This is a genomic window from Sphingomonas sanxanigenens DSM 19645 = NX02 (assembly GCF_000512205.2).
GTDB classification, from domain to species: domain Bacteria; phylum Pseudomonadota; class Alphaproteobacteria; order Sphingomonadales; family Sphingomonadaceae; genus Sphingomonas_D; species Sphingomonas_D sanxanigenens.
The window spans coordinates 2,490,542-2,516,810 of record NZ_CP006644.1 but is presented as its reverse complement, the minus strand read 5'-3'; the positions used below and the strand labels follow the sequence as shown (position 1 = coordinate 2,516,810).

Here is a 26,269-nt window from a genome sequence, read left to right as displayed (position 1 = left end):
TGATTTTCTTTTCTCAGCACGTCTTTATGTTTCCGCGAAATCAAACAGTCGGACCAAGACCAATCGCCTGAAGCAATCGTCGGACTCCGCCTGGCAAACCTTTCAACTGTCCTTGCAGACGGAATCCTGACCGTGACGACAACAACCCTTGATGGATCCTCAGCCAGAAAATGGCTACTTCTGCTCTCCGCGTGCCTGACTGGCGTGCTGATCCCGCTTTGCTTCACCGGCCCGGCGGTTGTTCTGCCATCCGTGAACGAAGCGCTCGGCGGCACGGCCGTCCAGCTCAATTGGGTCATCAACGGTTATATCCTGACCTATGGCAGCGCGATGATGGCAGCGGGGAGCCTGACCGACATCTACGGCCGCAAGCGTGTCTGGCTGTCGGGGCTGGCGCTGTTCGCCGCCGCCACCATCGCCATTCCGTTTTCGCCGACCGTGATCTGGATGGATGTGTTCCGATTGATACAGGGTCTTGGAGGCGCTGCCGCATTCGCGGGGGCCATGTCGTCGCTGGCGCAGGAATATGATGGCCACGCCCGGACGCGGGTGTTCAGCTTGCTCGGCACAACCTTTGGCGTGGGTCTGGCCTTCGGCCCGCTCGCGGCTGGTGCGCTCGTGGATTCTCTGGGCTGGCAATGGGTGTTCCTGGCGACCGCCGCCATTGGCCTCCTTGGTTTCGTGATGGTTGCATGGTCGGCGCGGGAATCCCGCGATCCTAACGCCACAGGTCTGGACTGGCCGGGGGCCATCAGTTTTACGGCGGCTTTGGCCCTCTTCACCTACGCGGTGTTGCTGGCGCCGGAAGAAGGCTGGGGCAGCGCTGCGGTTGTCGGATCGCTGCTGGTCTCTGCCATTCTGTTCGCGGCTTTCATTGTCATCGAACGGCGCGTGGCGAGGCCGATGCTCGACCTGTCGCTGTTCGCTAGAGCCAAATTTGTCGGCGTGCAAATCCTCGCTGCATCGCCCGCCTTCTTCTATGTGACCCTCATCATTCTTCTGCCGGCCCGGTTCATCGGGATCGAGGGTCAGTCCGCACTCGATGCCGGGCGGCTGATGATTGCCTTGTCGGTGCCCTTGCTCGTCGTGCCTTTCTTGGCCGCCACTCTGGCCCGATGGGTAACGGCTGGCGTGCTGTCCGGCATCGGTCTCCTTATCACCGCACTTGGACTGGTGTGGCTGGCGCAGGCGCTGTCGGTGGGCAACGGCGCGTCGATCATCCTGCCGATGGCCACTATCGGCATCGGCATCGGTCTGCCCTGGGGCCTGATGGATGGTCTTGCCGTCAGCGTGGTCGAAAAGGAACGCGCCGGTATGGCGACGGGCATCTTCAACGCGGTGCGCGTTTCGGCCGATGGCGTCGCCATCGCCATCGTCGGCGCGCTGCTGGCCGGGCTGATACAGTCCGGCTTGATCAGAATGTTCTCCGCCACGGCAACAAGCCATGACGGCATGATCGAGGCGGCGAACCGTATCGCCATGGGCGACCTCGCCGGTGCCACCACGATCCTGCCTGATGTCGGACGCGCGCTGCTGGTTCAGAGCTACGACAACGCTTTCCAGATGCAGCTTTACATCCTCGCTGCGGCCAGTGTTGTGACAGCGCTGATCGTTTTCGCACTGCTCGGACGTGTCCGGACACATGACGAGGATGGCGCATGACCATCGCTTCGTCATCCTCCACGGCAAAAAAAACGATAGATCGGTCTGGCGTATGTGGGCGGCGGCGTGGATCGTCACCGCGATATTCATTCTTTCCAACTCCGCGACGCCACTCTACGTCCGCTGGCAGTCCAGCATCGACTTTTCCTCGACCATGCTGACGGCGATCTTTGCCGCATACATCCTCGGGCTTCTCCTGACTCTTCTGGTCGTCGGACAGCTATCCGACCGCTTCGGACGCAGGCCCGTCCTCGTGCCCGGCTTGGCCGCCGCGATCATAGCATGTCTGCTCTTTGCCGGCGCGCAATCGGTAATCATGTTGCTGATCGCAAGATTCCTGTCCGGCATCGCGGTCGGCGCGGCGGTGTCGGCGGGCATGGCGTCCGTCGTCGATCTGGGCGGACCGGATCGGCGGCGGCAAGCATCGTTGCTCGCTTCGGTCTCGATGGTCCTCGGCGCGGGCCTCGGCCCGCTGCTGGCCGGTAGTCTCGCGCTTGCGCTGCCCGAACCGATCCTGCCGATCTTCGGCGCCGAACTCGCGATCCTTGCCAGCGCGACGCTATTGGTATTCCTCCTGCCGCTGCGAGAGGGCACGCCCACGGCCAGCGCTGCATGGCGGCTGCGTTTGCCGAGCGTTCCACAGCCCAACCGCCGACACCTTGCCTTCGGCATCGCCGTGTTCGGGCCGGGGATCACCGCCACATCGTTCGTGCTGTCGCTCGGCCCTTCGCTGCTCTCCCGCCTGATCGGCGTGGCAAGCCCGCTGATCGCTGGCGCCATGGCCTGCGGGATGTTCCTGACGGCGACGGGCGTGCAATTCCTCGCTCGCAGCCGTCCCGTGCGCACGATCTTCCTGCTCGGCGCGAGCGCGACCGTGCTGTCCATGGTCGGGATCGGGATCGCCGTCGCGGCTTCCAGTGCCGTGGCCCTGATCGTCGCGGCGCTGCTCGCCGGTAGCGGCCAGGGTCTCGGTCAACTCGGCGGGCTGACGCTTATCGGGCTGCATGTCCCTGCCGAACGCCGCGCCGAAGCCAACGCCGTCCTCAACATCGGCGGCTATATCCCCGCCGGCCTCATGCCGATGGCGACGGGCCTGGTCATTGATCGAGCCGGACTGGCAACGGGCGCGATCTGCTTCGCCGTCGCTCTCGCAGTCATTGCCGTCGCCGGGGGCTTCTTCGTCGGCCGCAATCTGGCCGAGGCGGAGGATCAGCCATGAGCCGCCCGGAAGCGAATCTTGATTGGAAGCGGCCGGCAGGAATCGAAGATCACGCCGCATACAATCGCCTGTTCCAGCCCGGGCGGCTGACGTTCGGCTTCATGGCGCCGCTCGAAGGCTATCCATCCTCGCCGGGGCCGACGCTGCGGGATCATACGGCAATGGTGCGGAAGGCCGACGAACTCGGCTTCTCCGCCATCTGGCTGCGTGATGTTCCGTTTCTCGACCCCGGATTTGGCGACATCGGGCAGGTCATCGACCCGATGGTGTATGCGGGCTGGCTGACAGCGCAGACGAAAAGCATCACAATCGGCACGGCAGGCATCGTGCTCCCTCTGCGCGATCCCCTGATTGTCGCCAAACAGGCGGCAAGCGTCGATCAGCTATCCCATGGTCGCTTGCTGCTCGGCGTGTCCACGGGCGACCGCCCGGCTGAATATCCGACCTTCGGACTGCCGTTCGACAACAGTGCGGAACGATTCCGCGATGCTCTGTCCATGATCCGGGCGTCCACGGAAAGCGACTTCGGCATCTTTCAGTCACAGCACTATGGTCGTCTCGACGGCAGCCTCAACCTTGTGCCCAAGCCGGTCGGCGCGCGCCTGCCGCTGATCGCGATTGGTCGGGCCGGCCAAGACATCGCCTGGCTTGCCGCCAACATGGACGGCTGGATTTGGCACCTAAGCGATTTCGGGCGGCTCCCGGAGGTCATCGGCAGATGGCGTGCAGCCACACCGGACGCCGTCTTCAAACCTTACGGATATGGCACCTTCTTCGATCTCGACTCTGACCCCAATGCCTCGTTGCAGTTCGTGCGAGGCATCCGCATCGGTCGCCGCGCGCTGGTTGAACTATGGAAACGGCAACAGGACGAAGGTGTCTCCCATGTCGCCCTTAATCTCAAACCACTCCGGCGACCAATGGATGAAGTGCTCGACGAGTTGGCCGAGCACGTTCTTCCCCATTTCCCGGCGGCGGCGATTGGGCCATGACCCATGCGTCGCCGGCAAGTTCATAAGCGGGGTAGCGTAAAGCAGCCGACGACGATCGAGCATACGCTTTTGCGTTGCGGGCGCTTTCCAATGGTCGCCCTGATCCAGACATTGGCCGTAGCCGAGTATCTCAGCTTCCATCGCGCAGCGCGAATGCTCAGCACCAGCCAGTCGAGTGTCAGCCAGCGGATCAGGGCGCTTGAGGAAGACCTTGGCGTCGTTCTTTTCGATCGCAACACGCGCGGCGTCCGGCTGACCGAAGCAGGTCGCCATTTTGTCGATCAGATGTAAGCGTGGCGTGAGGACCGCAGTTTATGCGGCTTGGGCTGTTGGCTGATCTGTCTGGGGCACCCAGTTCCACGGCATCAGCTCGTCCCAGCGGGTGGCGGGCCAGTCGCCGGCGACCCTGGCGATGACATCGGCGATATAGGCCTGCGGGTCGACGCCGTTGGCCTTGCAGGTCTGGATGACGGTGTAGATGGCGGCGGCTCGCTCGCCGCCTGCGCGCGAACCCGCGAACAGCCAGTTGCGCCTTCCCACGGCGACGCCGCGCAGGGCCCGCTCCGCGATGTTGTTGTCGATCTCCAGACGCCCGTCACCCAGGAAGCGGCACAGCGCCGGCCAGCGTTTGGTGCCATAGGCGATGGCTTTGGCCATGTCGGACTTGGGCGACAGGCGGCGAAGGGCAGCGTCGAGCACCTCGCGCAAGGCGTCGACCAGCGACTGGCTTCGTTCCTGTCGCGCTCGACGGCGTACATCCGGCGGCTGACCACGCACCTCCGCCTCGACGGCATAGAGCGCGCCGATGCGCTCCAGGATATCGGTGGTCAGCGGCGTGGAGAGGCGCTCGTGCAGGTCGAACACCTTGCGCCGGAAGTGTGCCCAGCATGCCACCTCTGTGACGCCACCGCGGTACAGGGCGTCATAGCCCGCATAGGCATCGGCCTGGAGAAAGCCGCGAAAGCCGGCGAGATGCGCCTGCGGGTGCGCCGCGGTGCGGTCGGGCGTGAAGCGATACCATGTTGCGGGCGGTGTCGTGCTGCCGGACGCCTGGTCGTCGGCGGCGTACACCCACAGCCGCCCGGTCGCGGTCTTGCCACGGCCGGGGTCGAGCACCGGCACCGGCGTGTCGTCGGCATGGATCTTGTCGGCCTTGAGCACCTCGTCACGGATACGGCTGACCACCGGGTCGAGCAGTGCTGCAGCTTGCCCGGCCCAGCCCGCGAGCGTCGAGCGGTCGATCTCGAGCCCCTGCGCGGCCATCATCTCGGCCTGGCGGTACAACGGCAGATGGTGGTCGAACTTGGAGACGACGACGTGCGCCAGCGTCGCGAAGGTCGCCTTGCCCCGCGCCACAGCGCTGACCGGCGCGGGTGCCTGGACGATCTTCTCGCAAGACCGGCAGCTGTATTTGGGGCGGACGTTGCGCACGACCCGCCAGCGCACCGGCACGATGTCGAGCATCTCGTGCGCGTCCACGCCCAGCCGGCGCAGCGCACCACCGCAGTCCGGGCAGGTGCAGATACCGGACGCCGGCTCGTGGACGACCTCCTCGCGCGGCAGATGCTCCGGCAGACTGCGGACCGGTGCCAGGCGCGGCGCTACTCCAGGCGCCGCAGTCTCGACTTCGGAAACATCCCGCTCCGTTTCCAGCTCTTCCAGCGCCAGCTCGAGCTGTTCGATCTCGCGGCCCAACTTCTCGGAGGAGGCACCGAACTGCATCCGCCGCAGTCGGGCGATCTGCCCGCGCAACGTGTCGATGAGCAGATCGCGGGCGGCGAGCGCGGCATTCGCCCGGGCGAGCGATGCCTCCAGCGCGGCGATCCGCGCGGTGGCATCAGCAGGGGAAACAGGCGCTTCCAGCACCCGCATTTCATAACAGATCACGCATCGACGGGCGAGAAAAAGCGTCGCAAAACCGCCGTTTTCACCCCGCCAGCGTCGGCGTGAACGTCCGCTCTGGGCGACGCCAGTCGATGCCCTCCAGCAGCATCGACAATTGTGCCGGCGTCAGCGTCACCGTGCCCGTCGCGGTCACCGGCCAGACGAACCGACCCCGGTCGAGCCGCTTGGAGAACAGGCACAGGCCTTGCCCATCGAACCACAGCAGCTTGACCAGATGACCCCGCTTGCCCCGGAACGCGAACAACGCGCCCGAGTGCGGGTTCTGGGCCAGCACCTGCTGCACCAGTACCGCCAGGCCATCGAACCCTTTGCGCATGTCGGTGACGCCACACGCCAGGAACACCCGCGTCGGCAACGGCGTGGGGCTCAACGCAGCACCGACAACACTCGCGCCAGCGCGCCGGCGTCCACCGACCCGTCCACGCTCACTCGGACGCCACCCGGAAATTCGATGCAGATGAGGCCAGACGTGGATGTCGCCGGCTGCGGCGCAGGTGCGGCGACATCGGCCACGCGCACCTCGGCGAATGCCGGCAGCGCAGGCGCGACCCCGCCCAGCTTGCCCAGCCGCGCCTGCTTGCGCCACGTATAGATCAGGCTGCTCGACACCTCGCGCCGGGCGATGACATCACGGACCCGCACGCCCGGCCGGAACGCCTCGGCCAGGATCTCCAGCTTCTCCGCGTCCGACCAGCTCCGTCGGCCCGATACCCGGCCGACCACCTCCACACGACCAGTCGTACGAGCGCTCGTACGACCAGTCTCAGAACCGAAAACCTCCCGCACCGCCCGCGCCCTCGTCAAAGACGATAAGCATCCCGGCTACGGCCAAACGGGCAAGGCGGCCCTCAGGCCACGCTTACGATCAGATCAGTGATGCCCTCGGTATAATCGACTTCGCAATTATTACAGCCGGGATGCAGGCGCGCGGCGAGGAAGGCAACCTACGCATCGGGGTCCATGCCCTCACGCCGGGTTGCTTCCTCGACCGTCTGTTCGAGCATTTCCACACCGAGCATCCGTGCATTCGCCTGGACATCGCCGAATGCACGGCGCGCGAAGCCCAGATCATGTTGCGTGAAAGCAGGCTGGATCTCGCCTTCATGGCCTGCACCCACGAAATCCACGACCTCAGCTCCCGAGTAATCTGGCGCGACCGTCTGATGGTCGCCCTGTCGGCCGGGCATCCGCTGGCAGCACTATCGGAAGTGGGATGGCGGCAACTTGCACAGGAAACATTTCTCATCCGCTATAGCGGCACAGGACCGCAGGTTCTCGATCTGATCCTGCTACGCTCCGCCGGAAAATGGCCGACACCGGCAATCCGCCGCGTCGATGTGGGCCGCAGCGCACTCTTGTCGATGATCGCAGCCGGGCATGGTGTCTCGCTCTTCGCCGAGGAAGGCGCAGCCTTCAACATGGCGAACGTCGTCTTCCTGCCGGTCCACGACGAGCCTGACGCCATCGCCTTCTCGGCCGTCTGGTTGCCCGGAAATCGCGATCCCGCGATCGTCAAGTTGCTTGCTCTGGCGATGGAGACAAACCGACACAGCACGCAGGGCTAATTCGTAGCCCGGCCGCTGGCCACCTGCTCAGGAACAGCATGAGCTTTGCGTCATGGAAGGAACGCAAGCCGATCGCGAGCGCGCTGCGCGCTGTCTATCGTGCCGAGACGGCCGAGACCGGCCTGGCGGCGCTCGACGCGTTCGAGGCCGGCCATTGGGGCAAGCGGCATCCGGCGATCGCCCAGAGCTGGCGGCGTCACTGGGACCAGGTGATCCCGTTCTTCACCTTCCCGCAAGGCGTGCGCCGGATCATCTACACCACCAACGCGATCGAGGCGCTCAACTCGAAGCTGCGCCGTGCCGTGCGAACCCGCGGCCACCTCCCCGGTGACGATGCCGCGATGAAGCTACTATACCTCCGTCCTCAACAAGGCGGCCGAGGAATGGAAACGGCCGCCGCGCGAGTGGTCGGAGGCAAAAACCCAGTTCGCCGTGATCTTCGGCGAACGGTTCGTCATCTGATGACGATAACCGGCCCCGCGCACAAAATTACTGATAGTCCCATCCGTAGGATAACGCCAAGGCCGAGAGCTTCGTGAAACGCTCAAGGTCGGGGCTGTCTATCCGATGGCCTACGAGATTTTCGAAGACATCACTGCCGACCTTACGCGCTTCATCGATCAGGGCTACAACGCCAGCCGATTGCACTCTGCGCTCGGCTATCTCAGTCCGCAGCAGTTCGAGGATCAACACGCCCGGCTCACAGTCAAATCCGTAGCCTGATCCTGTCTACCCGCAGGGGCGCACTCCAGAACTGGGCTACGACAGCGGCTTGACCAGCGTTGCCTCAGATCCACTCTTTTGCACTTCCCGGCCCTCAACTCGCTTACGGCCTCAGCAAGACCTTGCCTTTACGGGCCGGCTGCAAGCTGGCCGCAGCGGCCTGGGCGGCATCGGCGAGGTCGTAGACGGCCTCCACTGGCAGCAGCAGCTCACCGGCCAGCGTACGCTGCAAGAGTTCACCCACCAGGCGACGTTTGTCGTCCGCCGACATGGCCAGGCTAACCTTGCTGCCCCAGAAGCCCTTGACCGTGGCCTGCTTGAAGATGAGCGAGCCGGAGTCGATTTGCATCGGCTCTCCAGCCATCGTGCCGAAGGAAACGAGTGTCCCGCCTTCGCCCAGCAATCCCAACAACGCCGCGCTGGCGGCGCCACCAATGGAATCGATTCCCGCGCGCGCCAGCCCGGAGCCAAGAATGGCGCGGGCAATTTCCTGCCACTCGGGCTGCGCGGTGGAAACGACATGATCAATGCCCAGGGCCGCCAGTTCATCCACACCAGCATCACGGCGCACCAGATTGAGCACATTTATTCCACGCGCGGCGGCCAGCATCGCCAAGGTTTTGCCGACCGCACCATTGGCCGCGTTCTGGACGATCCACTGACCCTGGTCGACCTCGAGGAACTCCAGCAGCATCAACGCGCTCAGGGGCATGGCAATGAGCTGCGCCGCGGTTTCGTCCGGGATGGCTTCCGGCATCGGTACCAGCAGCCGTGCGGGGGCAAGGAAATATTCTGCCCAGGTGCCATGCACCGAAGCAACAGCTACCCGCTGGCCGTTGGAGACGCCTTCGACGTCATCGCCAAGCGCATCTACGATGCCAACCGCCTCGCTGCCGCCAATTGCGGGGAGGTCCGGCCTATAGCCGTAGCGGCCCCGGATCGTCCACAGGTCGTGGTTGTGAATCGGCGCAAGCGTGGTCTTGACGCGGACTTCGCCTGGTCCGGGTTGCGGTATCGGACGGTCGCCGAGTTCGAGGACTTCGGCGGGTTCGCCGAATGCAGTATGGATGGCGCTGCGCATGCTGGTTTTCTCCTGTTCAGGCTACGGATACGTGCAGGCGCACCTCGATGTTGCCGCGCGTGGCATTTGAATACGGGCACACCTGGTGGGTGGCTTCCACCAGCTTGCGTGCGGCCGATTGGTCCAGTCCATGGACTTCCACATGCAAGTCCACGTCCAGCGCGTAACCGCCGGCGGCGGTCTGGCCAATGCCCACTTCCACCGAGGTGCGTGTGGCGGTCGGCGCCAGTCCCAATTGCTTGGCGGCCACGGGCAATGCGTTGTCGAAGCAGGCGGCGTAGCCCATCGCAAAAAGCTGCTCGGGGTTGGCTCCGGTCTTGCCGGAGCCGGGCATGGCCATGTCCAGTGCGAGGCTGCCGTCGTCCAGCGCGGTACGGCCGGAACGGCCGCCGGTGGCGGTAGCGCGGGTTTTGTAGAAAATCTTCATGATTGGCTCCTGTTGAACGAGAACGACGACACAAAGCGAGTGCGTTATGCCTTGCCAGCGAGCAGGGCCCGCGCTTGCGCCAGCGCATCGGCATATGGCGCGCGCAAGCGAAGATTGGACGCGCCATCGGCACTTTGCACCACCACCGCCTTGGCGTGGCTGAAACGTCGGAAGCCGTGAATGCCGTGGTACGCTCCTATGCCAGACGGACCCACGCCGCCGAAGGGCACGCTCTCGACCACGGCATGCGTCATCACATCGTTGATGACCGCCGCGCCGGAAGTCGTGCTTTCGAGAAACGCTTGCTGCTTTGCCGGGTCATTGCCGAAGTAATAGGCCGCGAGCGGGCGCGGATGCGCGTTGATGTAATCAAGCGCCTGCTGCGGGTCATGGTAGGTCAGCACCGGCAGGACAGGGCCGAAGATTTCTTCCTGCATCACCTGCATGTCTTCCTGCGGATTGAGCACCAGGGTCGGGGCGAGCTTGCGCGTGCGTGCGTCAGTATGCGGTTCACCCGCAGGCTCCAGCCCTACCACGCTGGCACCCCTGGCGCGGGCGTCGTCCAGCAGGCCGATCAGGCGGCGGTAGTGGCGGTCGCTGACGATGGAGGTGTAGTCCGGGTTGTCATGCAGCGTCGGCAATGTGCGGGCGACAAAGGTACGAGCGTGCTCCACGAAAGCGTCGCGCGCCGTTTCTGGCAGAAGCACATAATCCGGCGCGATGCAGATCTGACCGACGTTGAAGGTCTTGACCGTCAGTACACGCGCAGCGGCGGTAGCTATGTCAGCATCCGTGTCAATGAAAACGGGTGACTTCCCGCCCAGCTCCAGCGTCACCGGGACCAGGTTTTCAGCGGCCGCCCTCATGACGTGGCGACCCACGGCCGTACTACCGGTGAAGATCAGATGATCGAACGGCAACGCGCTGAACGCCTGGCCCGTTTCGGCATCGCCCAGCACCACCTCCAGTTCCAGTGGGTCGAAGTAGCGTGCGACGAGTTGTGCCAGCAGTTCGGATGTGCGGGGCGTCAACTCCGAGGGCTTAAGCAGCGCACGATTGCCTGCTGAAAAGACGCCCGCCAGAGGGCTGAACGCCAGGTTGATCGGGAAATTCCAGGGGCTAATGATGCCCACTACGCCTAACGGCTGATATTGTACGCGCGCTTGCATCCCAGGGCCGGGAGCATCTTGCTCACCCGGCTGCATCCAAGTTTCCAGATGCTCGCTGGCATGGCGAAGTGCAGCAACCGACGACAGCACGTCCGCCAGCAGGCTTTGGTAAGGGCTACGATGTCCGTAGTCGGCGCTGATGGCATCAGCCAGTTCATCGTGGTGTGTGATCAGCAGTTCCGCGGCACGTTGCAAACGGTCACGTCGCAATTCGGCGCTGGCCGGGCCACCGGCCAGGTGCGCCTGTTTCATCCGCGCGACCTTGGCGTTCAGCGCGGCAGAAATATCTGAAGTATTCATGGCGGATTTCCTGAGTGAATGACCATCCCGAAGCCGGTGGCAAGCCGCCTCCGGTAGGAACGAATGTGCCCATGACGGCTCGCTGCGGCAGCAGAGCAGCCTGGATCGCTTTGGCAGAGGGAGAGCGACTGGCGCGCGTTAGCGCCGGTCGGTCGGCACGACGCCAGGCCGGCCTCAGCCGAGTAGGCTGAGGAGTGCGCGGGCGACTCCTTCGGAACTGGCCGGATTCTGGCCGGTCACCAGATGACCCTCAACGACAACATGCGGGTGCCAGTCCGGGCCCTTCTCGTAAAGGCCACCTTGGCGCTTGAATTCATCCTCGATCAGGAATGGTACGATCTCGGTCAGTTCGACCGCCGCTTCCTCGCCATTGGTGAATCCGGTGACCTTGCGACCGGCAACGAAGGGGCGACCATCGGCCTGATGCGCCTTGGTCAGCGCGCCCGGCGCGTGGCAGACCAGACCGAGCGGCTTGCGCGCGCGATCCTGAGTCTCGATCAACGCTATCGACACCGGGTCGTTGGTCAGATCCCACAGCGGGCCATGGCCACCGGGGTAAAACACGGCATCGAAATCGGACACTGCCACCTCGGCCAGTTTTCCGGTGTTGGCCAGCTCCGCCTGCGCCTGAGGATCGGCCTTGAAGCGGGCGGTCAAATCGGTCTGGAACTCGGGCAGATCGCTCTTTGGATCCAGCGGGGGTTGGCCACCCTTGGGGGATACCAAGGTGATCTGAGCACCGGCGTCCTTGAACACATAATAAGGAGCGGCGAATTCCTCGAGCCAGAAGCCGGTCTTGTGACCAGTATCACCGAGTTGGTCATGGGAAGTCAGTACGAACAAGATCTTCATAAGAATCATCCTTCGATGGGTTAGAATCAATTACGTGATCGGAACATTTGGGGGCGTTTGATCACAGGCGAGCAGGGTTTCCGTGGCAATCAGGGCCTGATGTAGTGGCATCCTGTTCTGGCTGAGTTTGGTGAGTAGCGCGGCACCCAGCCACATCTGGTACAGCATTCGCGCCAGCGCAGGTGACGGCGCACCATCGGGCACTGAGCCGTCTTCGCGGGCTTCGTCGATCAATGCGGCAATTCTCGCCAGCAACTGTTGAACGCCCGCATCGAGCACGCGGCGCATGTCTTCGGATAGGTCAGCCACCTCTGCGGCGAGCTTCACCACCAGACAATCATCGGCCCACCCTTGCACCGGATTGGCCGAATCAGATGAACTGGTCGGATCGGCGATCCAGGCATTCCAGTACCGCATAAGACTTTCACGTCCATTGCCTGTCTCCGCGAGCAGGCGAGCAAGCTTTTCAATGTATTCGTCAACGTACTGTTGCAATAGCGCGCAGCCAAAGGCCTCCTTCGACGCAAAGTAGTGATAGAACGACCCTTTAGGGACGCCACATTCCTTGAGGATTTCCATCAGGCCCATTGCAGCGAACCCCCTGTGCAGCACGAGCCGATACCCCGTGTCGAGGATATGTTGCCTGGTAACTTGAGCTTTTTTGGTCAGGTTCATGGGTGTAGCTATACATAGAAATAAACCGGTCGTCTAGTGCCATGGAAATCGCCGTCCAACCGGAATGGCACGAGCTATCAGGCAGCCTGGCGAATGAAGCACAAGCTGATGCAGGCCATGGAGGAACAGAAAGCAGGACGGGATGCTCGGCGGCGTGATGCAACTGGACGATGCCTATCTGGGCGGGGAGCGCAACAGCGCCAAGGCAGGCCAGGGATCGGAGAACAAGCGCCCCTTCGCGATCACGGTAGAGACCACGCAAGACGGTCGGTTACAGCAGGCGGTGATTGATCCTGCCGACTTCACCAAGCCGTCAGCCGACCTAGGTGTTCAGTCCCGGAGTGTGATGGAATCAGTCAATCCGGCTCCGCATTCCAGGAGGGATTATGGGCCAGATACTCCATGGCAGGGCCACGACTACGCACGCCATCCGAGCGGCAATACAGCGATCGAAGGCTCCGCTCAAAGAGCTAGCGGCGAGGTATGGCCTCAACCGGAAGACGGTCGGCGATCGGCCTCGGCCAATTCAAGTCGCCGTGCTTCTCGCTTTTCCTCTCACTCGAAAATCTGACGTGCTCGTTCTCTGAAAACACCAAAATCTGCCGCCAAGGCGGAGAACGTCTCACCAGCGCGACGGCGTTTCAAAATCTCCTGGTTCCGCTTCTCTGTCATCGCGACAGTTGAACCTCCGATCATTCCGATAACATTCCAACTCTATTCGCGCCTCTCAGCAATTCAAGCGGCGATCAGGATGTCAAGACTTACGGCTTTCCGGCCTTCCGTATCTTGATCCGGCCCATGTGCCCGGCCTCCGCTCCGCTCTGGCCGGGCGGGTTGCTTGGGGGCGCTGCCCCCTGGCGCGGCACAAGGGCGGACGGGCGGTATCCCCAGCCTTCCGCGCGGATATGTGCTGCGCACCTTCGTCATGACTTCGATCCGCTTGTGCAGGCCGGGTGATCCCCCTCCGCCCGTCCGCCCTTGCGCCTTGCACCCCCCGGTCTCGGCGACGGCCAGGGTTGCAGCGCAGCGCTGCGCTCCAACCCAGACCAATGAGGAAAAAGACCATGACGACCAATGCACAGATCACGACCGTTGCCGAACATGGCGAAACGGTTTTCATCCCGCTCAACAAGCTCAAGAAGCACCCGAAGAATGCCCGCAAGACCCCGCATAGCGAGGCGTCTATCGAGGGGAAAGCGGCGAGCATCGCCGCCAAGGGGATGCTGCAAAACCTTGTGGTGGAGCCGGAAGCGAACGCGGAGGGGGAGCCAACCGGCTTCTATCTGGTCAGCGTCGGAGAAGGCCGCAGGCTGGCGCAGCTTCTGCGCGTCAAGCGCAAGGAGATCAAGAAGACCGAGCCGATCCGCTGCGTTATCGACACCGCGAACGACGCGGCAGAGATCAGCCTTGATGAGAACGTCAACCGCGAGAACCTGCATCCCGCCGATGAATTTGAACGCTTCCGCGAGCTTTCGGAAAATCGCGGATGGGGCGCGGAGGAAATCGCGGCCCGGTTCGGTAAGTCCGCGCATGTGGTGAAGCAGCGGCTTCGCCTCGGCGCTGTCAGCCCCAAGCTGATTCAGGTTTACCGCGATGGCGGGCTGACCATGGACCAGTTGCAGGCGTTCGCCATCACCGACGACCACGACCGGCAGGAGCAGGTTTTTGAAAACCTGTCCCATAATCGCGAGCCGTGGATCATCCGCCGCGACCTGACCGCCTGCAATGTGGCGGCTTCGGATCGGCGGGCGGTGTTCGTCGGCGCGGAAGTCTATACCGAGGCGGGCGGCAACATCATCCGCGACCTGTTCACCGAGGATCGCGGCGGCTTCTACGAGGATGCCGCGCTGCTGGACCGGCTTGCGCTGGACAAGCTGGAAAGGACCGCCGCCGAGGTTCAGGAGGCAGAAGGGTGGAAATGGGCTTCGGCCTATATCGACTGGCCTCACGCCCACGGCATGCGCCGCACCTATCCGCAGCCGGTGGAGCTTTCCGAGGAACAGGAAGCCGCCTACGAAGCCGCGCAGGAGGAACTTGAGCGCCTGTCAGCGGAATGGCAGGACGCAGATGCGGACCTCCCGCCCGAAGTGGATCAGCGTCTTGCGGAGCTTGAAGCCGAGATCGAGCGGATCGACGGGCTGCGCTATGCCTACGATCCAGACGAGATCACGCGAGGCGGCGTTTTCGTGGTTCTGAACCATGATGGGGAAGCCCGCATCGAGCGCGGTTTCATCCGTGCCGAGGACGAGGCCCCGGAGCCGGAGGAAGCCGAAAGCGCAGACGGCGGCACCATCATCGACGGGGTGCGCGTCAACGCCGATGGCGAAATCATCGGGGAAGACGGCGAATATGACGAGGACGGGAACCACGTTTCCGCGCTCGACGCCGAGGACGAGGAAGCGGAGGAAGACGGCAAGCCCCTGTCGGACTCGCTCATCCGCGACCTGACCGCCCATCGCACCCTTGCCTTGCGTCTCGCCCTTGGCGAGCAGCCGGACATGGCCTTGATCGCCGTTATCCATGCCCTTGCCGCGCAGACCTTCTATCGCGGTGGAGGGGATGCCCACGCCCTCGAAATCCGCCCGATCAGCGCCAGCCTTGGCGGACATGCGGACGGCATCGAGGACACGGCGGCGGCGAAGGCGCTGGCGGATCGTCATGCCGGATGGGCGGCGGACATGCCCCGCGACGTGGCCGATCTTTGGGGCTTCATCGCCGGTCTGGACCATGCCAGCGTCATGGCGCTGTTCGCCCATTGCGCCGTGCAGACCGTCAACGCCCTCAAGCTGCCATGGGAGCAGAACAAGCGTCACGCCCATGCAACGGCGGACAGGTTGGCGACGGCGGTTGCGCTCGACATGACGGCGCATTGGACGCCGACCGTTCGGGCCTATTTCGGGCGCGTCACCAAGGCCCATATCCTTGACGCCGTGCGGGAGGCGCTTGGCGACGAGGCGGCGGAACGCATCGCGGACAAGAAGAAGCCGGAAATGGCGGAAGCGGCTGAACAGCTTCTGGCCGGAACCGGCTGGCTCCCGCCGATCCTGCGCACCGAGCGGCCCGCATGGCTGGCGGTGGACGAGCAGCCGGAAGCTCCCGCCATGGAGGACGAGCCTTTCGCCGTGGCGGCGGAATGAAGGATGGGCCGGGATCGCATCAGCGGTCCCGGCCTGCCACCCGGAAAAATCCGGCCGCGCGGCTTCCCCGCGCGGCCGGATGACCTCGACAGAACAGGAACACATCGGCACATATCGGAACGTGCAGCGGCCATCATGGCGATTGCACGAAAGGCGGTGCCGTCAGCAAAGGTGAAACATCATGGTCGCCGTCATGTTCATGAGCGTTGCGCTGGTCGTGCTTCTCTGCGTCCTCGCCTACAATCTCGCCGTCTATGCGCTGCCCTTTTTCGTAGGACTGGCCGCGGCACAATTCGCCTACGAGACCGGCGCTGGCCTGATCGGTGCGGGACTCGTCGGCCTGTTCTCGGCGGGGGCCGCCTTTGGCATTCTGGCCGGGCTGTTCGAGACGATCCGTTCGCCTGTCATCCGCCTGATCGTCGCGCTGATCTTCGCAGCGCCCGCCGCCGTCGCGGGCTATGCTCTGGTCTATGGCGTCACCAAGGAAGCCGTCCCGTCCGACATCTGGCGGCAAATCTTCTGTATCGCTGGCGGCGGATTCGTCGGCTTCTCTGCCTTGGCGCGGCTGGTTAACGGTGTCGGCCAGCCCGCGAGATAAGGGCTTGGAACCGACTGGCAGACCAAGGCGACGGCCAATCTTGACATGATAAGGAATATTCCTTACATTCCACTCGACCGATTTATGGAGGCCCGCCATGGGAGCGCTGCTGAAAGAAGAAAGCACCATCACCGCCAAGGGACAGACCACCGTGCCGAAGTCCGTTCGGCAGGCGCTGGGCGTTGACTATGGTGGACGCATTGCCTTTCTCATTGATGAGCAGCATCGCGTCTATGTCCAGAAGGCCGAGATTGAAGAAACCGCCGATCCCGTGATCGATCGCTTTCTCGAATTTCTCGCGCGGGACATGGCGAAGCACCCCGAGAAGTCTGTTCTTCCGTTCCCGCAATCCTTGCTCGACCGGGCTGTTACCCTGACGGCGGGCATGACGGTCGATCTCGATGCCGAGATCAAGGGGGACGTTTCGATCTGACATGCCGACGATCAATGGCTGGACGGTCCTCGCACACCCTCTCTTTCTCGATCAGTGGGAAAAGCTGATCGAGGCGGTCGACGCGCTCAAGGCGAAGAAACCGGACGATTATCAGAAATCCGCCGACGCCAAGTTGCTTGCGTCCTTGGTCCAGCTCGTCACCGTCAATGTGCCATCGGACCCGACAGCATCCATCTATCGGCAAGGCGCGACTCTTGGCGATGACCGCAAGCACTGGTTTCGCGCCAAGTTCGGCAATGGTCGTTTCCGGCTCTTTTTCCGCTACAGCAGCACCAGCAAGGTCATCATCTTCGCCTGGGTGAACGACGAAAACAGCTTGCGGACCTACGGCTCCAAAACGGATGCCTATAAGGTCTTCAAGGGGATGCTGGATGACGGCAATCCCCCCGACGATTGGGACGCGCTGCACAAAGAGGCTTCCGACGCCAAGGCCGTTGCACGGCTGGAAAAAGCCTCGCCCCCGAATCCATGACGAATGCTGTTGAACGTCACAGAATTGGGCGTTGCCCTCCGGGCCGGGCTTTCGGCTGCGCCGGAACCACGCCAAGGGCGCGTTTCCGCCATTCGGCTTCAATCCCATAACGCAAGGGGTGGCGGCGGACATTTCGCGGGAAGCTCCCATCCGGTTGGTGAGGCGGTCTCGGGAGCCGGTCACTGTCGCCACGGCAGCCCCATGATGACGTTAGGCTTTCCGTCCGCTTCGACGGGCGGGGCGGATCAGCGCCAGAAAGCTCGGATCATCCGCTTGGCGAGGGAGTGCGTGTCGCCCCGCAAACGGTTTTCCGGCCACACCGAGCACGCCAGCACCGGCGAAGGTCAGACGAAGCCGTGCCCGCCGACGCCCCGTTGGTATCATACGAACTTGGCCTTGACGTTGAGGGTCAGGGTGGAAAGGACCGCACCCAAGGCGACCGGCGCAGCGTCCCCGATCCCGGCGAGGCGCAGGACGGCCGCCATTGCCGTATTCCCGCGATTTCCTGAAACGGGCGCTCCATTCGCGTCCTCGATTGGCACGGTCTGACCGAAGACCGGCTTCGCCTCGCTCGTCTTCCCGCAACGTCCGTCGCCAACTTTTTTCCGCCGCCTTCGGCTTTGCATCGCGAACCAAAAAAGCCGTCGTCGGCCGCCTTCCACGTTGTTCCAGCCCCGAGGGGTGCGGGGCCGATCGTCCCCGGTCTCACGACCACCATCGAGGTCGCAATGGTGCGGCCCGACAGGAAAAGGAATACGACAATGGCGACCATCGGCACCTTCACCCAGAACGAGAACGGCGCGGGCTTCACCGGCGCGGTCAAGACCCTGACCCTCAACGTCAAGGCCAAGTTCGTCCTCAGCGAGGCCGACAGCGAGCGCGGCCCCGACTTCCGCATCTTCGCCGGCGCTACCGAGTTCGGCGCGGCCTGGAGGAAGACCGCCCGCGAGACACAGCGCGAATACCTCTCCGTCAAGCTGGACGATCCGAGCTTCCCCGCACCGATCTACGCCAGCCTGGTCGAAGCCGAGGACGGAAAGTCCCACAACCTCATCTGGTCCCGCCGCAACGGCGACTAAGACCGGCCCCCCGGAATTGCCCCGCTCAACCGAGCGGGGCTTCTTTTTGCTCATCTCCGCCGTCTTTCAGGAAACAAGGAGATCAGGATACACGGCTTTCCGGTTTTCAGGATTTGCGTATCCCGATTGGATCTTCTCCCCGTCCTCCGCTTTGCTCTGGCCGGGCGGATTGCTTGGGGGCGCTGCCCCCTGGCTTCGCCATGAACAAAGGAGAATGGCCCGCTTGGGGCTCAGCCATCCGGTTGGCGAAGTACCAGGCTCGCAAGAGCCAGCAGGTTGCGGAGAGGCTGACTCTGATTTCGCGGCGACCACACGGCCGAAAAGGGGATGGTTTCCGGCTCGTCGCGGATCGGCAGAAAGGCGACATTGGCGGTGTTCGCCGCAGCGCCTTCCTCGACGAAAATCGAGACGCCATGCCCGGCCGCGATCATCGACAGCAGCGCGCTACGTCCGACATCGACGCGGCGGATTGTTGGCGTCGGCCATTTTCCGGCCGAGCGCAGCACGATCAGATCGTGGACCTGCGGGCCGGTGCCGCCATGGCGGACAAGGAAGGTTTCACCCGCAAGCTGCCGCCATTCGACATCCTGCATTGCGGTCAATGCATGCCCTGCCGGCAACGCCACCATCAGGCGGTCGCGCCAGATCACGCGGGAATTTAGATCGGGGATTTCGTGGGTGCGGGCCATGAAAGCGAGATCGAGCCTGCTTTCGCGCACCATGAGTTGCGCGTCGCGCGCGGTGCCTTCGGTGATGTGCAGGCCGACGCCCGGATGGTCGGCGTGGAAGCGCTCCAGCAGCCGGTCGAGGCAGCAGCCGGGCGTGAGCGCATGGAGGCCGATGCGAAGCTCTCCGTCCTCGCCGCGCCCCTGCATCCCGGCGGTCTGGATGGCGCGATCAAGGATGCCGATGGCGTCTTCGACCTGATCGACGAAACGGCGTCCGGCTTCGGTAAGGCGTACCCCGCGCGTGTTGCGGTCGAAGAGAATGATGCCAAGGTCTTTCTCTAGTGTCTTGATCCGAGTGCTGACGCTCGACTGGCTGACGCCGAGCGCCAGGGCGGCGCGGTGAAAGCTGAGATACTCGGCAACCGCGAGAGTTTGAATCAATGCGGTCATAGGAATACGCCCGCGAAGCAATGTGGTTGGTTGAGTCGAATCGGTGCTCTTGTGAATCCGTCTCCTCATCGCCCATACTTCGGTCAGGAAGTGACGGTTATCGCGTCGGCTGCCGCGCGAGTTCCCCAACGCGCGGTCATGCGGTGATTTCTGGTGCTGAAACGATGTCGCGTTCCGTCAGGATGCGATCAATCAGACCCCATTCAAGCGCTTCCTCAGCGGTCATAAAGCGGTCGCGGTCCATCCCTTGCTCAAAATCCTCATAGGAGCGTTTGCAATGTTGGGCATAGAGTCGGGTCATGCGCTGCTTGGTTTTCAGGATTTCTTCGGCATGGATCAGCATGTCCGATGCCTGTCCTTGGAAGCCGCCTGACGGTTGATGAATGAGAATGCTGGCGTTCGGTAATGCGGCGCGCTCGCCGGGTTGGCCTGCCATAAGCAGGAAAGACCCCATTGAGCGGGCTGTTCCCATGCAGAGCGTATGAACCGGTGCTCGGATGTATCGCATGGTGTCATACATGGCGAGGCCGCTGGTGACGACGCCACCGGGGGAATTGATATAGAGTTGAATCGGCCTTTTGGGATGCTCGGCTTCCAGGAACAGCAACTGCGCGCAGACGAGCGCGGAAACGGTGTCGTTGACCTCGCCGTTCAGGAAAATGATCCTCTCGCGGAGAAGACGGGAATAGATGTCGAAAGAGCGTTCTCCACGGCTGGATTGCTCGATGACCATAGGGACGAGTTGCATCGCTTCGCGCATGGGCGAACTCCTGTAGGTTAGGATTTAAGGTGGCTGGCTAAAGCGTCAGGCAGCCAGCATCATCAACGACGCATTGCTGTTCGCCGCTGGCGGAATCTTCGGAGCCAGCCTCGTATCAGTCAGACCGTGAACGATCCTGAGTATCGTGCCGCCGTTGGCGTCGGGCCTGACCTGAAATGTAACGATGCTCATAAGGAAGGGCGGCTCATCGTCCCGCATCCTGTAGCTGTGAACCGCGCCGGGTCTGCCGGAGGCGTTGGGTTGTGAGTCACGCTGCCATATCGATGTTGTCTGCGGCAGCATAATATTGATCTTCGGCTTCGGCGGGCGGGATGTTGCCGATGGGCTCCAGCAGTCGGCGATGGTTGAACCAGTCGACCCATTCCAGCGTGGCGTACTCGACTGCTTCGAAGCTGCGCCACGGTCCACGCCGGTGGATTACCTCGGCTTTGTAAAGGCCGTTGATCGTCTCGGCCAAAGCATTGTCATAGCTGTCGCCAACGCTGCCAACCGAGGGCTCGATCCCGGCTTCGGCAAGGCGCTCGGTGTACTTGATGGACACGTATTGCGACCCGCGATCGCTGTGATGGATGAGGCCGCCCCGGTGGGTCGGCCGGCGATCGTGAAGTGCCTGTTCCAGGGCATCGAGGACGAAGCTGGCATGCGCCGTCCTGCTGGCCCGCCAACCGACGATGCGCCTAGCGTAGGTGTCGATGACGAAGGCGACGTAGACGAAGCCTGCCCAGGTCGCGACGTAAGTGAAGTCCGACACCCACAGCATGTTCGGCGCTGGCGCATAGAACCTGCGGTTGACCCTATCGAGCGGGCACGGCGCCGCCTTGTCGCTGATGGTCGTGCGCACCGGCTTGCCCCGGATCACCCCTGCCAAGCCCATCTCACGCATCAGCCGAGCGACCGTACAGCGAGCGATCGGAAAGCCTTCCCGCATCATCTGCCGCCAGACCTTGCGTACGCCGTAGACCGCGAAGTTCTCAGCGAACACGCGTGCGATCTCGGGCTTGAGAGCCGCATCCTGTCGTGCCCGCGTCGAAAGGCGTGTTGGATCCTGCCGCTTCGCGACGCGCTCGTGATAGGTGGATGGGGCGATCGGCAGGACGCGGCAGATCGGCTCGACCCCATAGGCATCGCGGTGATCGTCAATGAACGCGATCATCGCCGGAACGGGCGGTCGAGCTCCGCCTGCGCAAAATATGCTGACGCCTTGCGCAGAATCTCGTTGGCTTGCCGCAGCTCACGAACCTCGCGCTCCAGCGCCTTCATCTTGTCGGCAACCTCGGTCGGGACACCGGCGCGCTTACCGCTGTTGACCTCCGCCTTCTTCACCCATTCATGCAGCGTCTGCGGAACGCAGCCGATCTTCTCTGCGATGGACACCACCGCGGCCCAGCGGGAGGGGTAATCGCGCTCGTGATCGGCCACCATCCGCACCGCCCGCTCGCGCACTTCCGGCGCAAACTTGTTCGTCGTCTTGCTCATACAGGCTCCACCTTCTCAGGAGTTGGAGCCTCCGGCAAACCCGGCGCGGTTCACTGACTTCCTCGCCCGGTGCCGTGGAGATCGGCGCGGCATCCGCCAGTTCCTGCCCGGGCAGCCATTTATCCCGAAAGGCGGGAATACTGATCGCCCGCCAGACTTTTTCCGGAGGAGCGTCGAGTTCGCATTCAAGCACCAGATCTTTTTCCTGCCTTTCGGCCTCCGTCTCGCTCATTGGTCCATGTCCTTTAGTAAAGCCTTCAACGCATCAATCCGGGCTGGCCAGTAAGCCCGATACTTCGCCAGCCACCCGGCTATCAGCGCGAGGCCGTCTGGATCGACCTCGTAGTTCACGAAGCGCCCCCGCCGTTCTTCGCGGACCAGCCGCGCACTGCGCAGGACGGAAAGGTGCTGGGACATGGCCGGTTGGCTGATGTCCATGCCGTCACGCAGAGCGCTGGCGTTCATGCTGCCGCTCGCCAGCTTCTCGAAGATCGCGCGGCGAGTCGGGTCGGCCAGAGCTTTGAAAATCTCGTTCTCGATCATACCAACAGATAAGCACAAACTTATCTGATTCGCAACGCTTCATCTCGTTACTGCTGAATTTTCCGCAAATAGGGAGATCAGGAAACACATCTCTCCAGCTTTCAGGTTTTGCGTATCCTGATCGGATCTTCTCCCCGGCCTCCGCTTTGCTCCGGCCGGGCGGTTTGCTTGGGGGCGCTGCCCCCTGGCGCGGCACAAGGGCGGCCGGGCGGTATCCCCAGCCTTCCGCGCGGGTATGTGCTTCCGCACCTTCGTCATGACTTCGATCCGCTTCGTGCAGGCCGGGTGATCCCCCTCCGCCCGTCCGCCCTTGCGCCTTGCACCCCCCGGTCTCGGCGACGGCCAGGGTTGCAGCGCAGCGCTGCGCTCCAACCCAGACCCATAAGGATCAAGATCATGACCTATCATCACCTTGCTACCCGGTTCGGCCGCAACAGCCATCAGATCAGCGGGCGCGAAGCGCTCGACAATGAGGCGCTTTATCGGCATGTCCCGTCCATCTTCGCCCGCGAGGCCCATGACAGCCGGTCGGAGCGTTACGTCTATGTCCCCACCATCGACATCGTGGAGGGGCTGCGCCGGGAAGGATGGTTCCCGTTTTTCGCCGTGCAGTCGGTTCCGCGCGACGGCAGCCGCCACGGCCACGCCAAGCATATGCTGCGCCTGCGCCGGGATGACGGCATCGGCAAGGAGGAGGCGGCGGAAGTCATCATCGTCAATTCGCACGACGGAACGAGCAGCTACCAGAATGTTTGCGGGAATGCTCCGTTTCGTCTGCACCAACAGCCTTGTGGCGGGAGAGCGGTTCGATGACGTGCGCGTTCCCCACAAGGGCAATATCCAGCATGACATTATCGAAGGCGTCTATACCGTCGCGGAGGACTTCCCCCGGCTGATAGACGCCAGCGAAACCATGAAGGAAATCCAGCTTGGTGAAGATGAGCGCCGCGTTCTGGCCGAGGCCAGCCTTGTCGCCCGCTATGGCAAGGAAGAAAGCCCGATCCGCCCGGATGAGATCATCCAGCCGCGCCGCCGCGAGGATGCCGGACAAAACCTCTGGATGACCTACAACACCATTCAGGAGAACATGATACGCGGCGGATTGCACGGACAGCGGCGCAACGCCGAAGGCCGCATCCGTCGCAGCCAGACACGCCCCATCAACGGCATCGACCAGAACGTGACCCTTAATCGCGCCCTTTGGACGCTTGCCGAGGGGATGCAGCGCCTCAAGACCCGATGACCGCCAAACCGTAGAGCCGGAAAACCGGCTCTACGGTTTTCCGGCTTTTAGGTTCCTAGATTTTTGCGCCGATCCGGCGCAGCGGATCGGCGGCGCGGCCATACCCGAAACACGGCCGCCGCTCGCCGGGCTATGCCCGGCTCGCGAATCCAGATAAGCACGTTTAAGACAAAAATAACCAAATAATATATCGAGTTACTGACACCCAGTTATATGTTTGGTGCAGCTACAGCCGCTTCCCGAAATCCCGCAGGCTTCCAGTTCGGGTCTCTCTTGGACGGCCCCGAAATTCGGAGGTAGCGCCATGCTTAGCATCGACTGGCGTGCTCCGGCGGCTTACGCGCACACCAAGTCTCTACCTGCCGCCGGTTTCGCCTGGGAATATCTTCGTCGCAACGACGAATATCGTCATGATTTCCAGATCATCACCCTGACCGGACGGCTCGGTGAAAGGCAATTGGAGCGCTTCGCGCAGCGCTGGGGGTTGCGATTTCCCAAGCGACCCCGACGCATCGCCTGATCGCCAGCCCCCATTTTGGTCTCCGCGCCTTCAGCCGCAGGCGGTCATGCTGTCGCCTGTTGAACAGGAGGCCGCGGAAACCGAGCTGCTGGTCGCTCTCGCCCATCTCGATGGTCTCGATCTGCGCCGCGCGGCCGATGGCTGGCATGGCGTCTGGCAGGTCGGCGACATCGCACACCAATTCTGGCTGCCGGACGCGGTGCCTGACGCCGCAGCCTTCTATGCCGTGACCTTGCCGATGGATTCGTTTCTGGAGCTTCGCGTCCATGCGGCGCGTCGCCTCTGGCGATCCCTGACGCGGCGCTCGCCGGGGCCGCCCATCGGCATTCTGCCCGAACAGCTCCGGCAATGGCACATCCTGTCCCTGCGCGCGCTGGATGCGCGACTGCGCGGCGAGAGTTACCGCACCATTGCTGAAGTCCTGCTTGGATTTCAGGGAACGAAAGAGGATTTCGAGGGCGACCCAAGCAAGAACAAGGCTCGCCGCCTGGTCGCGCACGGCGTCAGGATGATGCGGGGCGGGTATCGGATGCTGCTTCACTACCCAATCAAGCCTGACAAGCGTTGAGGGGCAATCAAACGCAAACTGCTGCAAGCCATGTCGCGCGCTTTCTGACTCCCAAACAGGGAGCGCGGCGGCCCGGAATCCTCGCCGCGAAGTGTCGTAAATATCTGTCGCAAAACCTCGACTTTTGCACGAGACATTTGCGACAGGTTTTTCCCTGTAAATTCAGCGCTGGCCTGTCCTGATGCGAAAATCAGGATTTTCGCGACAACCGCACACCCTGCACCATGGAAACACCCGCTAGCGTGACGACGAAGCCGGCGAGCTGCGCGGCGGTCAGCGTCTCACCAAAGAAGACATAGGCTTGCAGGGCCGCAGCGGGCGGCACCAGCAGCATAAGCGCCGTGATCCGGGTCACGTCGCCATGCCGGATCATCCAGACGAACAGGGCCGTGCCGCCGAGGGAGAGCGCACCCGCCGACCAGATCAGGGCGAACCAGAGCGCCGGTGCGTTGTCCCATTGCAAGGTGCCAACTGTGATCGCGAGCGTCCCGGCCACGATGGCAGCGCCAAGATGCTGGACCGCGCCGGCCGCGCGTAGATCGGCGGTCGCCAGCGACGACTTTTGCACCATCGTCCCGACCGTCAGGGCAAGGATGCTGAACAGCCCGAGCGCGATGGGAAGCGCCGGCAGCCCCTCGATGCCGACACCGGCCAGACGTGGCGACAGCACGAGCGCAACGCCCGCAAAGCCGATCACCAGTCCCAACACCGTCCTACGACTGATAGGACCGCGCAGGATGAGGACGACAATCAAGGCGGTGAACAGCGGTTGCAGCGCGCCGATGAGCGCCATCACGCCAGCCGCGAGGCCGTTGGCGACCGCCCACCAGCTCGCCCCGAGATAGACGCCGTTCATCACCATGCCGGCAAGAAGATGCCCGACGAACTGCTTACCTTTCCGGCCACGGCACATTGCGCACCAGAATGGTGAAGCCGACGACAGCGATCAGGAAGCGGAAGGTCAGGAACAGATTCGGGTCTGCATGGGGCGCGACGGCGCGCGCGGCAATGAAGCCGGTCGACCAGATCAGGATGAGAAGTGCAGGAGCGCCAACGGCTTGCAGCATAGGAGACGGCCCCGCATTGCGCGGGGCCGGATCGTCTTAGCGCATGACGCGCCGGATAGCCGGCACGAGCACCAGCGCCAGAACGATCTTGAGAATGTCACCGAGAATAAACGGCGTCAGGCCAAACGCGATGCTCTTTTCCGCACCGAACAGGACAGCCAGCCAAGCGATGCCCGGCACATAGACGGCCACGGTCGCCAGCAGGATCGCGCCAAGGGCGGTCGGCAAGCGGTTCAGCGCGCCGCGTTCGGCAAAATAGCCTGCGACGACAGCGGCAAGGAAGAATCCGAGCAGATAGCCGCCGGTCGGTCCCGCCATGTAGGCAATGCCCGCCCCGCTCTGGAAAACAGGCAGGCCGAGAGCACCTTCGACAATGTAGGCAAGAATGGTCGCCCCGCCGAGCCGAGCGCCGTAGGCCATGCCGATGACGATGGCGACGAAACTCTGCATGGAGAGCTTTACCGGCCAGAACGGCACCTGAATATGAGCGGCGATCGCCATAAGGGCACTGCCGATCAGGATGAGGGCAGCGGCGCGCGCCATGCTGTTGCCAGCGGTTTGCGGCCAGAGGCGGCCGATGAGGGTTGGTTGTGCGGCGGATAGGACGGTCATGGGCGCTCCTTTGCGATATTATCTATAATTT

The 26,269-nt window shown here is 63.1% G+C and carries 27 protein-coding genes, 4 pseudogenes and 1 other annotated feature; of the genes and pseudogenes, 16 read left to right on the top strand and 15 right to left on the bottom strand.

Annotated features, from left to right (window positions below; translation table 11 throughout):
• Nucleotides 1-132 precede the first annotated feature (132 nt).
• From NX02_RS11605 to NX02_RS11590, 4 genes are all read left to right on the top strand, one after another.
• Nucleotides 133-1,662, top strand: coding sequence for an MFS transporter (locus tag NX02_RS11605; RefSeq protein WP_210201978.1), 1,530 nt, complete (start codon nucleotides 133-135; stop codon nucleotides 1,660-1,662).
• Nucleotides 1,652-2,881: an MFS transporter gene (locus NX02_RS11600; RefSeq protein WP_025292359.1), complete on the top strand. Its 1,230-nt coding sequence runs from the start codon at nucleotides 1,652-1,654 to the stop codon at nucleotides 2,879-2,881. The genes NX02_RS11605 and NX02_RS11600 overlap by 11 nt, the downstream gene beginning before the upstream one ends.
• The gene (locus NX02_RS11595) at nucleotides 2,878-3,873 is read left to right on the top strand and encodes an LLM class oxidoreductase (RefSeq protein ID WP_025292358.1); all 996 of its coding nucleotides are present in this window, start codon (nucleotides 2,878-2,880) and stop codon (nucleotides 3,871-3,873) included. Before NX02_RS11600 ends, NX02_RS11595 begins: the two co-directional genes overlap by 4 nt.
• Before the next feature lie 90 nt (nucleotides 3,874-3,963).
• Nucleotides 3,964-4,164, top strand: a complete 201-nt coding sequence (locus NX02_RS11590) for a helix-turn-helix domain-containing protein (protein ID WP_025292357.1) — start codon at nucleotides 3,964-3,966, stop codon at nucleotides 4,162-4,164.
• A gap of 21 nt (nucleotides 4,165-4,185) precedes the next feature.
• Here the strand turns inward: NX02_RS11590 and tnpC are convergent, their stop codons facing one another.
• From tnpC to tnpA, 3 genes are read right to left on the bottom strand one after another with little or no spacing between them, the layout of a single operon-like run.
• The gene (tnpC, locus tag NX02_RS11585) at nucleotides 4,186-5,745 is read right to left on the bottom strand and encodes an IS66 family transposase (protein ID WP_025292356.1); all 1,560 of its coding nucleotides are present in this window, start codon (nucleotides 5,743-5,745) and stop codon (nucleotides 4,186-4,188) included.
• A 55-nt stretch (nucleotides 5,746-5,800) separates the two neighbouring features.
• Nucleotides 5,801-6,148 (bottom strand): IS66 family insertion sequence element accessory protein TnpB, encoded by a 348-nt coding sequence (gene tnpB / locus NX02_RS11580; protein WP_025292355.1) that lies wholly within the window; start codon nucleotides 6,146-6,148, stop codon nucleotides 5,801-5,803.
• Nucleotides 6,145-6,507, bottom strand: coding sequence for an IS66-like element accessory protein TnpA (tnpA, locus tag NX02_RS11575; RefSeq protein WP_007407193.1), 363 nt, complete (start codon nucleotides 6,505-6,507; stop codon nucleotides 6,145-6,147). The genes tnpB and tnpA overlap by 4 nt, the downstream gene beginning before the upstream one ends.
• 188 nt (nucleotides 6,508-6,695) lie before the next feature.
• On the opposite strand from tnpA, the gene NX02_RS11570 reads away from it, so the two are divergent.
• The 3 genes and pseudogenes from NX02_RS11570 to NX02_RS32390 all read left to right on the top strand — a co-directional run.
• Nucleotides 6,696-7,343 (top strand): LysR family substrate-binding domain-containing protein, encoded by a 648-nt coding sequence (locus NX02_RS11570; protein ID WP_025292354.1) that lies wholly within the window; start codon nucleotides 6,696-6,698, stop codon nucleotides 7,341-7,343.
• A gap of 20 nt (nucleotides 7,344-7,363) precedes the next feature.
• A pseudogene (locus NX02_RS11565) lies at nucleotides 7,364-7,805 on the top strand (transposase); the annotation flags it as partial.
• Between the two features lie 90 nt (nucleotides 7,806-7,895).
• Nucleotides 7,896-8,066, top strand: a pseudogene (locus NX02_RS32390) (hypothetical protein); the annotation flags it as partial.
• Between the two features lie 103 nt (nucleotides 8,067-8,169).
• On the opposite strand, the gene NX02_RS11560 reads toward NX02_RS32390, so the two are convergent.
• From NX02_RS11560 to NX02_RS11540, 5 genes are all read right to left on the bottom strand, one after another.
• A complete protein-coding gene (locus NX02_RS11560; protein ID WP_025292352.1) occupies nucleotides 8,170-9,147 on the bottom strand; it encodes a zinc-binding dehydrogenase in 978 nt (325 codons plus the stop codon).
• 16 nt (nucleotides 9,148-9,163) lie between these two features.
• Complete coding sequence (locus NX02_RS11555) at nucleotides 9,164-9,574, bottom strand: organic hydroperoxide resistance protein (RefSeq protein ID WP_025292351.1); 411 nt, start codon at nucleotides 9,572-9,574, stop codon at nucleotides 9,164-9,166.
• A 44-nt stretch (nucleotides 9,575-9,618) separates the two neighbouring features.
• Nucleotides 9,619-11,043 (bottom strand): coniferyl aldehyde dehydrogenase, encoded by a 1,425-nt coding sequence (locus NX02_RS11550; protein ID WP_025292350.1) that lies wholly within the window; start codon nucleotides 11,041-11,043, stop codon nucleotides 9,619-9,621.
• A 174-nt stretch (nucleotides 11,044-11,217) separates the two neighbouring features.
• The gene (locus NX02_RS11545) at nucleotides 11,218-11,895 is read right to left on the bottom strand and encodes a type 1 glutamine amidotransferase domain-containing protein (RefSeq protein ID WP_025292349.1); all 678 of its coding nucleotides are present in this window, start codon (nucleotides 11,893-11,895) and stop codon (nucleotides 11,218-11,220) included.
• A 30-nt stretch (nucleotides 11,896-11,925) separates the two neighbouring features.
• A complete protein-coding gene (locus tag NX02_RS11540) occupies nucleotides 11,926-12,570 on the bottom strand; it encodes a TetR/AcrR family transcriptional regulator (protein ID WP_025292348.1) in 645 nt (214 codons plus the stop codon).
• 66 nt (nucleotides 12,571-12,636) lie between these two features.
• Between NX02_RS11540 and NX02_RS31520 the strand changes: the two are divergent.
• The 6 genes and pseudogenes from NX02_RS31520 to NX02_RS11515 form a co-directional block, all read left to right on the top strand.
• Nucleotides 12,637-12,823: pseudogene (locus NX02_RS31520) on the top strand (IS1595 family transposase); the annotation flags it as partial.
• Between the two features lie 811 nt (nucleotides 12,824-13,634).
• Nucleotides 13,635-15,707 carry a ParB/RepB/Spo0J family partition protein gene (locus NX02_RS11535; RefSeq protein WP_025292347.1) on the top strand — a complete coding sequence of 691 codons (2,073 nt, stop codon included), beginning with the start codon at nucleotides 13,635-13,637 and terminating at the stop codon, nucleotides 15,705-15,707.
• Between the two features lie 181 nt (nucleotides 15,708-15,888).
• A complete protein-coding gene (locus tag NX02_RS11530) occupies nucleotides 15,889-16,305 on the top strand; it encodes a hypothetical protein (protein WP_025292346.1) in 417 nt (138 codons plus the stop codon).
• Between the two features lie 97 nt (nucleotides 16,306-16,402).
• On the top strand, nucleotides 16,403-16,738 hold the full coding sequence (locus NX02_RS11525; protein ID WP_025292345.1) for a type II toxin-antitoxin system PrlF family antitoxin: 336 nt from the start codon (nucleotides 16,403-16,405) through the stop codon (nucleotides 16,736-16,738).
• A 1-nt stretch (nucleotide 16,739) separates the two neighbouring features.
• A complete protein-coding gene (locus NX02_RS11520; RefSeq protein ID WP_025292344.1) occupies nucleotides 16,740-17,231 on the top strand; it encodes a type II toxin-antitoxin system YhaV family toxin in 492 nt (163 codons plus the stop codon).
• Between the two features lie 761 nt (nucleotides 17,232-17,992).
• A complete protein-coding gene (locus NX02_RS11515) occupies nucleotides 17,993-18,310 on the top strand; it encodes a DUF736 domain-containing protein (protein WP_025292343.1) in 318 nt (105 codons plus the stop codon).
• Between the two features lie 230 nt (nucleotides 18,311-18,540).
• On the opposite strand, the gene NX02_RS11510 is transcribed toward NX02_RS11515, so the two are convergent.
• The 4 genes from NX02_RS11510 to NX02_RS11485 form a co-directional block, all read right to left on the bottom strand.
• The gene (locus tag NX02_RS11510; protein ID WP_025292342.1) at nucleotides 18,541-19,428 is read right to left on the bottom strand and encodes a LysR family transcriptional regulator; all 888 of its coding nucleotides are present in this window, start codon (nucleotides 19,426-19,428) and stop codon (nucleotides 18,541-18,543) included.
• 136 nt (nucleotides 19,429-19,564) lie between these two features.
• Complete coding sequence (locus tag NX02_RS11505; RefSeq protein WP_025292341.1) at nucleotides 19,565-20,188, bottom strand: ATP-dependent Clp protease proteolytic subunit; 624 nt, start codon at nucleotides 20,186-20,188, stop codon at nucleotides 19,565-19,567.
• A gap of 268 nt (nucleotides 20,189-20,456) precedes the next feature.
• Nucleotides 20,457-21,685 (bottom strand): IS3 family transposase gene (locus NX02_RS11495; protein ID WP_158013994.1). Its coding sequence is split into 2 segments (ribosomal slippage): nucleotides 20,457-21,397 and nucleotides 21,397-21,685, totalling 1,230 coding nucleotides; the frame shifts between segments, so codons are not numbered across the junction.
• Nucleotides 21,288-21,404, bottom strand: a sequence feature (AL1L pseudoknot). (Overlaps the previous gene by 117 nt.)
• A gap of 228 nt (nucleotides 21,686-21,913) precedes the next feature.
• Nucleotides 21,914-22,228: an ArsR/SmtB family transcription factor gene (locus NX02_RS11485; protein WP_025292337.1), complete on the bottom strand. Its 315-nt coding sequence runs from the start codon at nucleotides 22,226-22,228 to the stop codon at nucleotides 21,914-21,916.
• 396 nt (nucleotides 22,229-22,624) lie between these two features.
• On the opposite strand from NX02_RS11485, the pseudogene NX02_RS11480 reads away from it, so the two are divergent.
• From NX02_RS11480 to NX02_RS11475, 3 genes and pseudogenes are all read left to right on the top strand, one after another.
• Nucleotides 22,625-23,471, top strand: a pseudogene (locus tag NX02_RS11480) (DUF932 domain-containing protein).
• 304 nt (nucleotides 23,472-23,775) lie between these two features.
• Complete coding sequence (locus tag NX02_RS31510; RefSeq protein WP_084717725.1) at nucleotides 23,776-23,991, top strand: transcriptional regulator domain-containing protein; 216 nt, start codon at nucleotides 23,776-23,778, stop codon at nucleotides 23,989-23,991.
• A 46-nt stretch (nucleotides 23,992-24,037) separates the two neighbouring features.
• Nucleotides 24,038-24,559, top strand: coding sequence for a DUF2285 domain-containing protein (locus NX02_RS11475; protein WP_025292336.1), 522 nt, complete (start codon nucleotides 24,038-24,040; stop codon nucleotides 24,557-24,559).
• Nucleotides 24,560-24,749: 190 nt separating this feature from the next.
• Here NX02_RS11475 and NX02_RS11470 read toward each other — a convergent pair whose 3' ends face one another.
• Genes NX02_RS11470 through NX02_RS11465 form a run of 3 tightly spaced genes read right to left on the bottom strand, consistent with a single transcriptional unit; the run spans nucleotide 24,750 to nucleotide 26,238 of the window.
• Nucleotides 24,750-25,415 carry a DMT family transporter gene (locus NX02_RS11470; RefSeq protein WP_210201979.1) on the bottom strand — a complete coding sequence of 222 codons (666 nt, stop codon included), beginning with the start codon at nucleotides 25,413-25,415 and terminating at the stop codon, nucleotides 24,750-24,752.
• A 34-nt stretch (nucleotides 25,416-25,449) separates the two neighbouring features.
• Entirely contained in the window at nucleotides 25,450-25,626 is a 177-nt protein-coding gene (locus tag NX02_RS33290; protein ID WP_210201980.1) for a hypothetical protein, read from the bottom strand.
• Between the two features lie 36 nt (nucleotides 25,627-25,662).
• Entirely contained in the window at nucleotides 25,663-26,238 is a 576-nt protein-coding gene (locus NX02_RS11465) for a biotin transporter BioY (RefSeq protein ID WP_039996549.1), read from the bottom strand.
• Nucleotides 26,239-26,269: the final 31 nt, after the last annotated feature.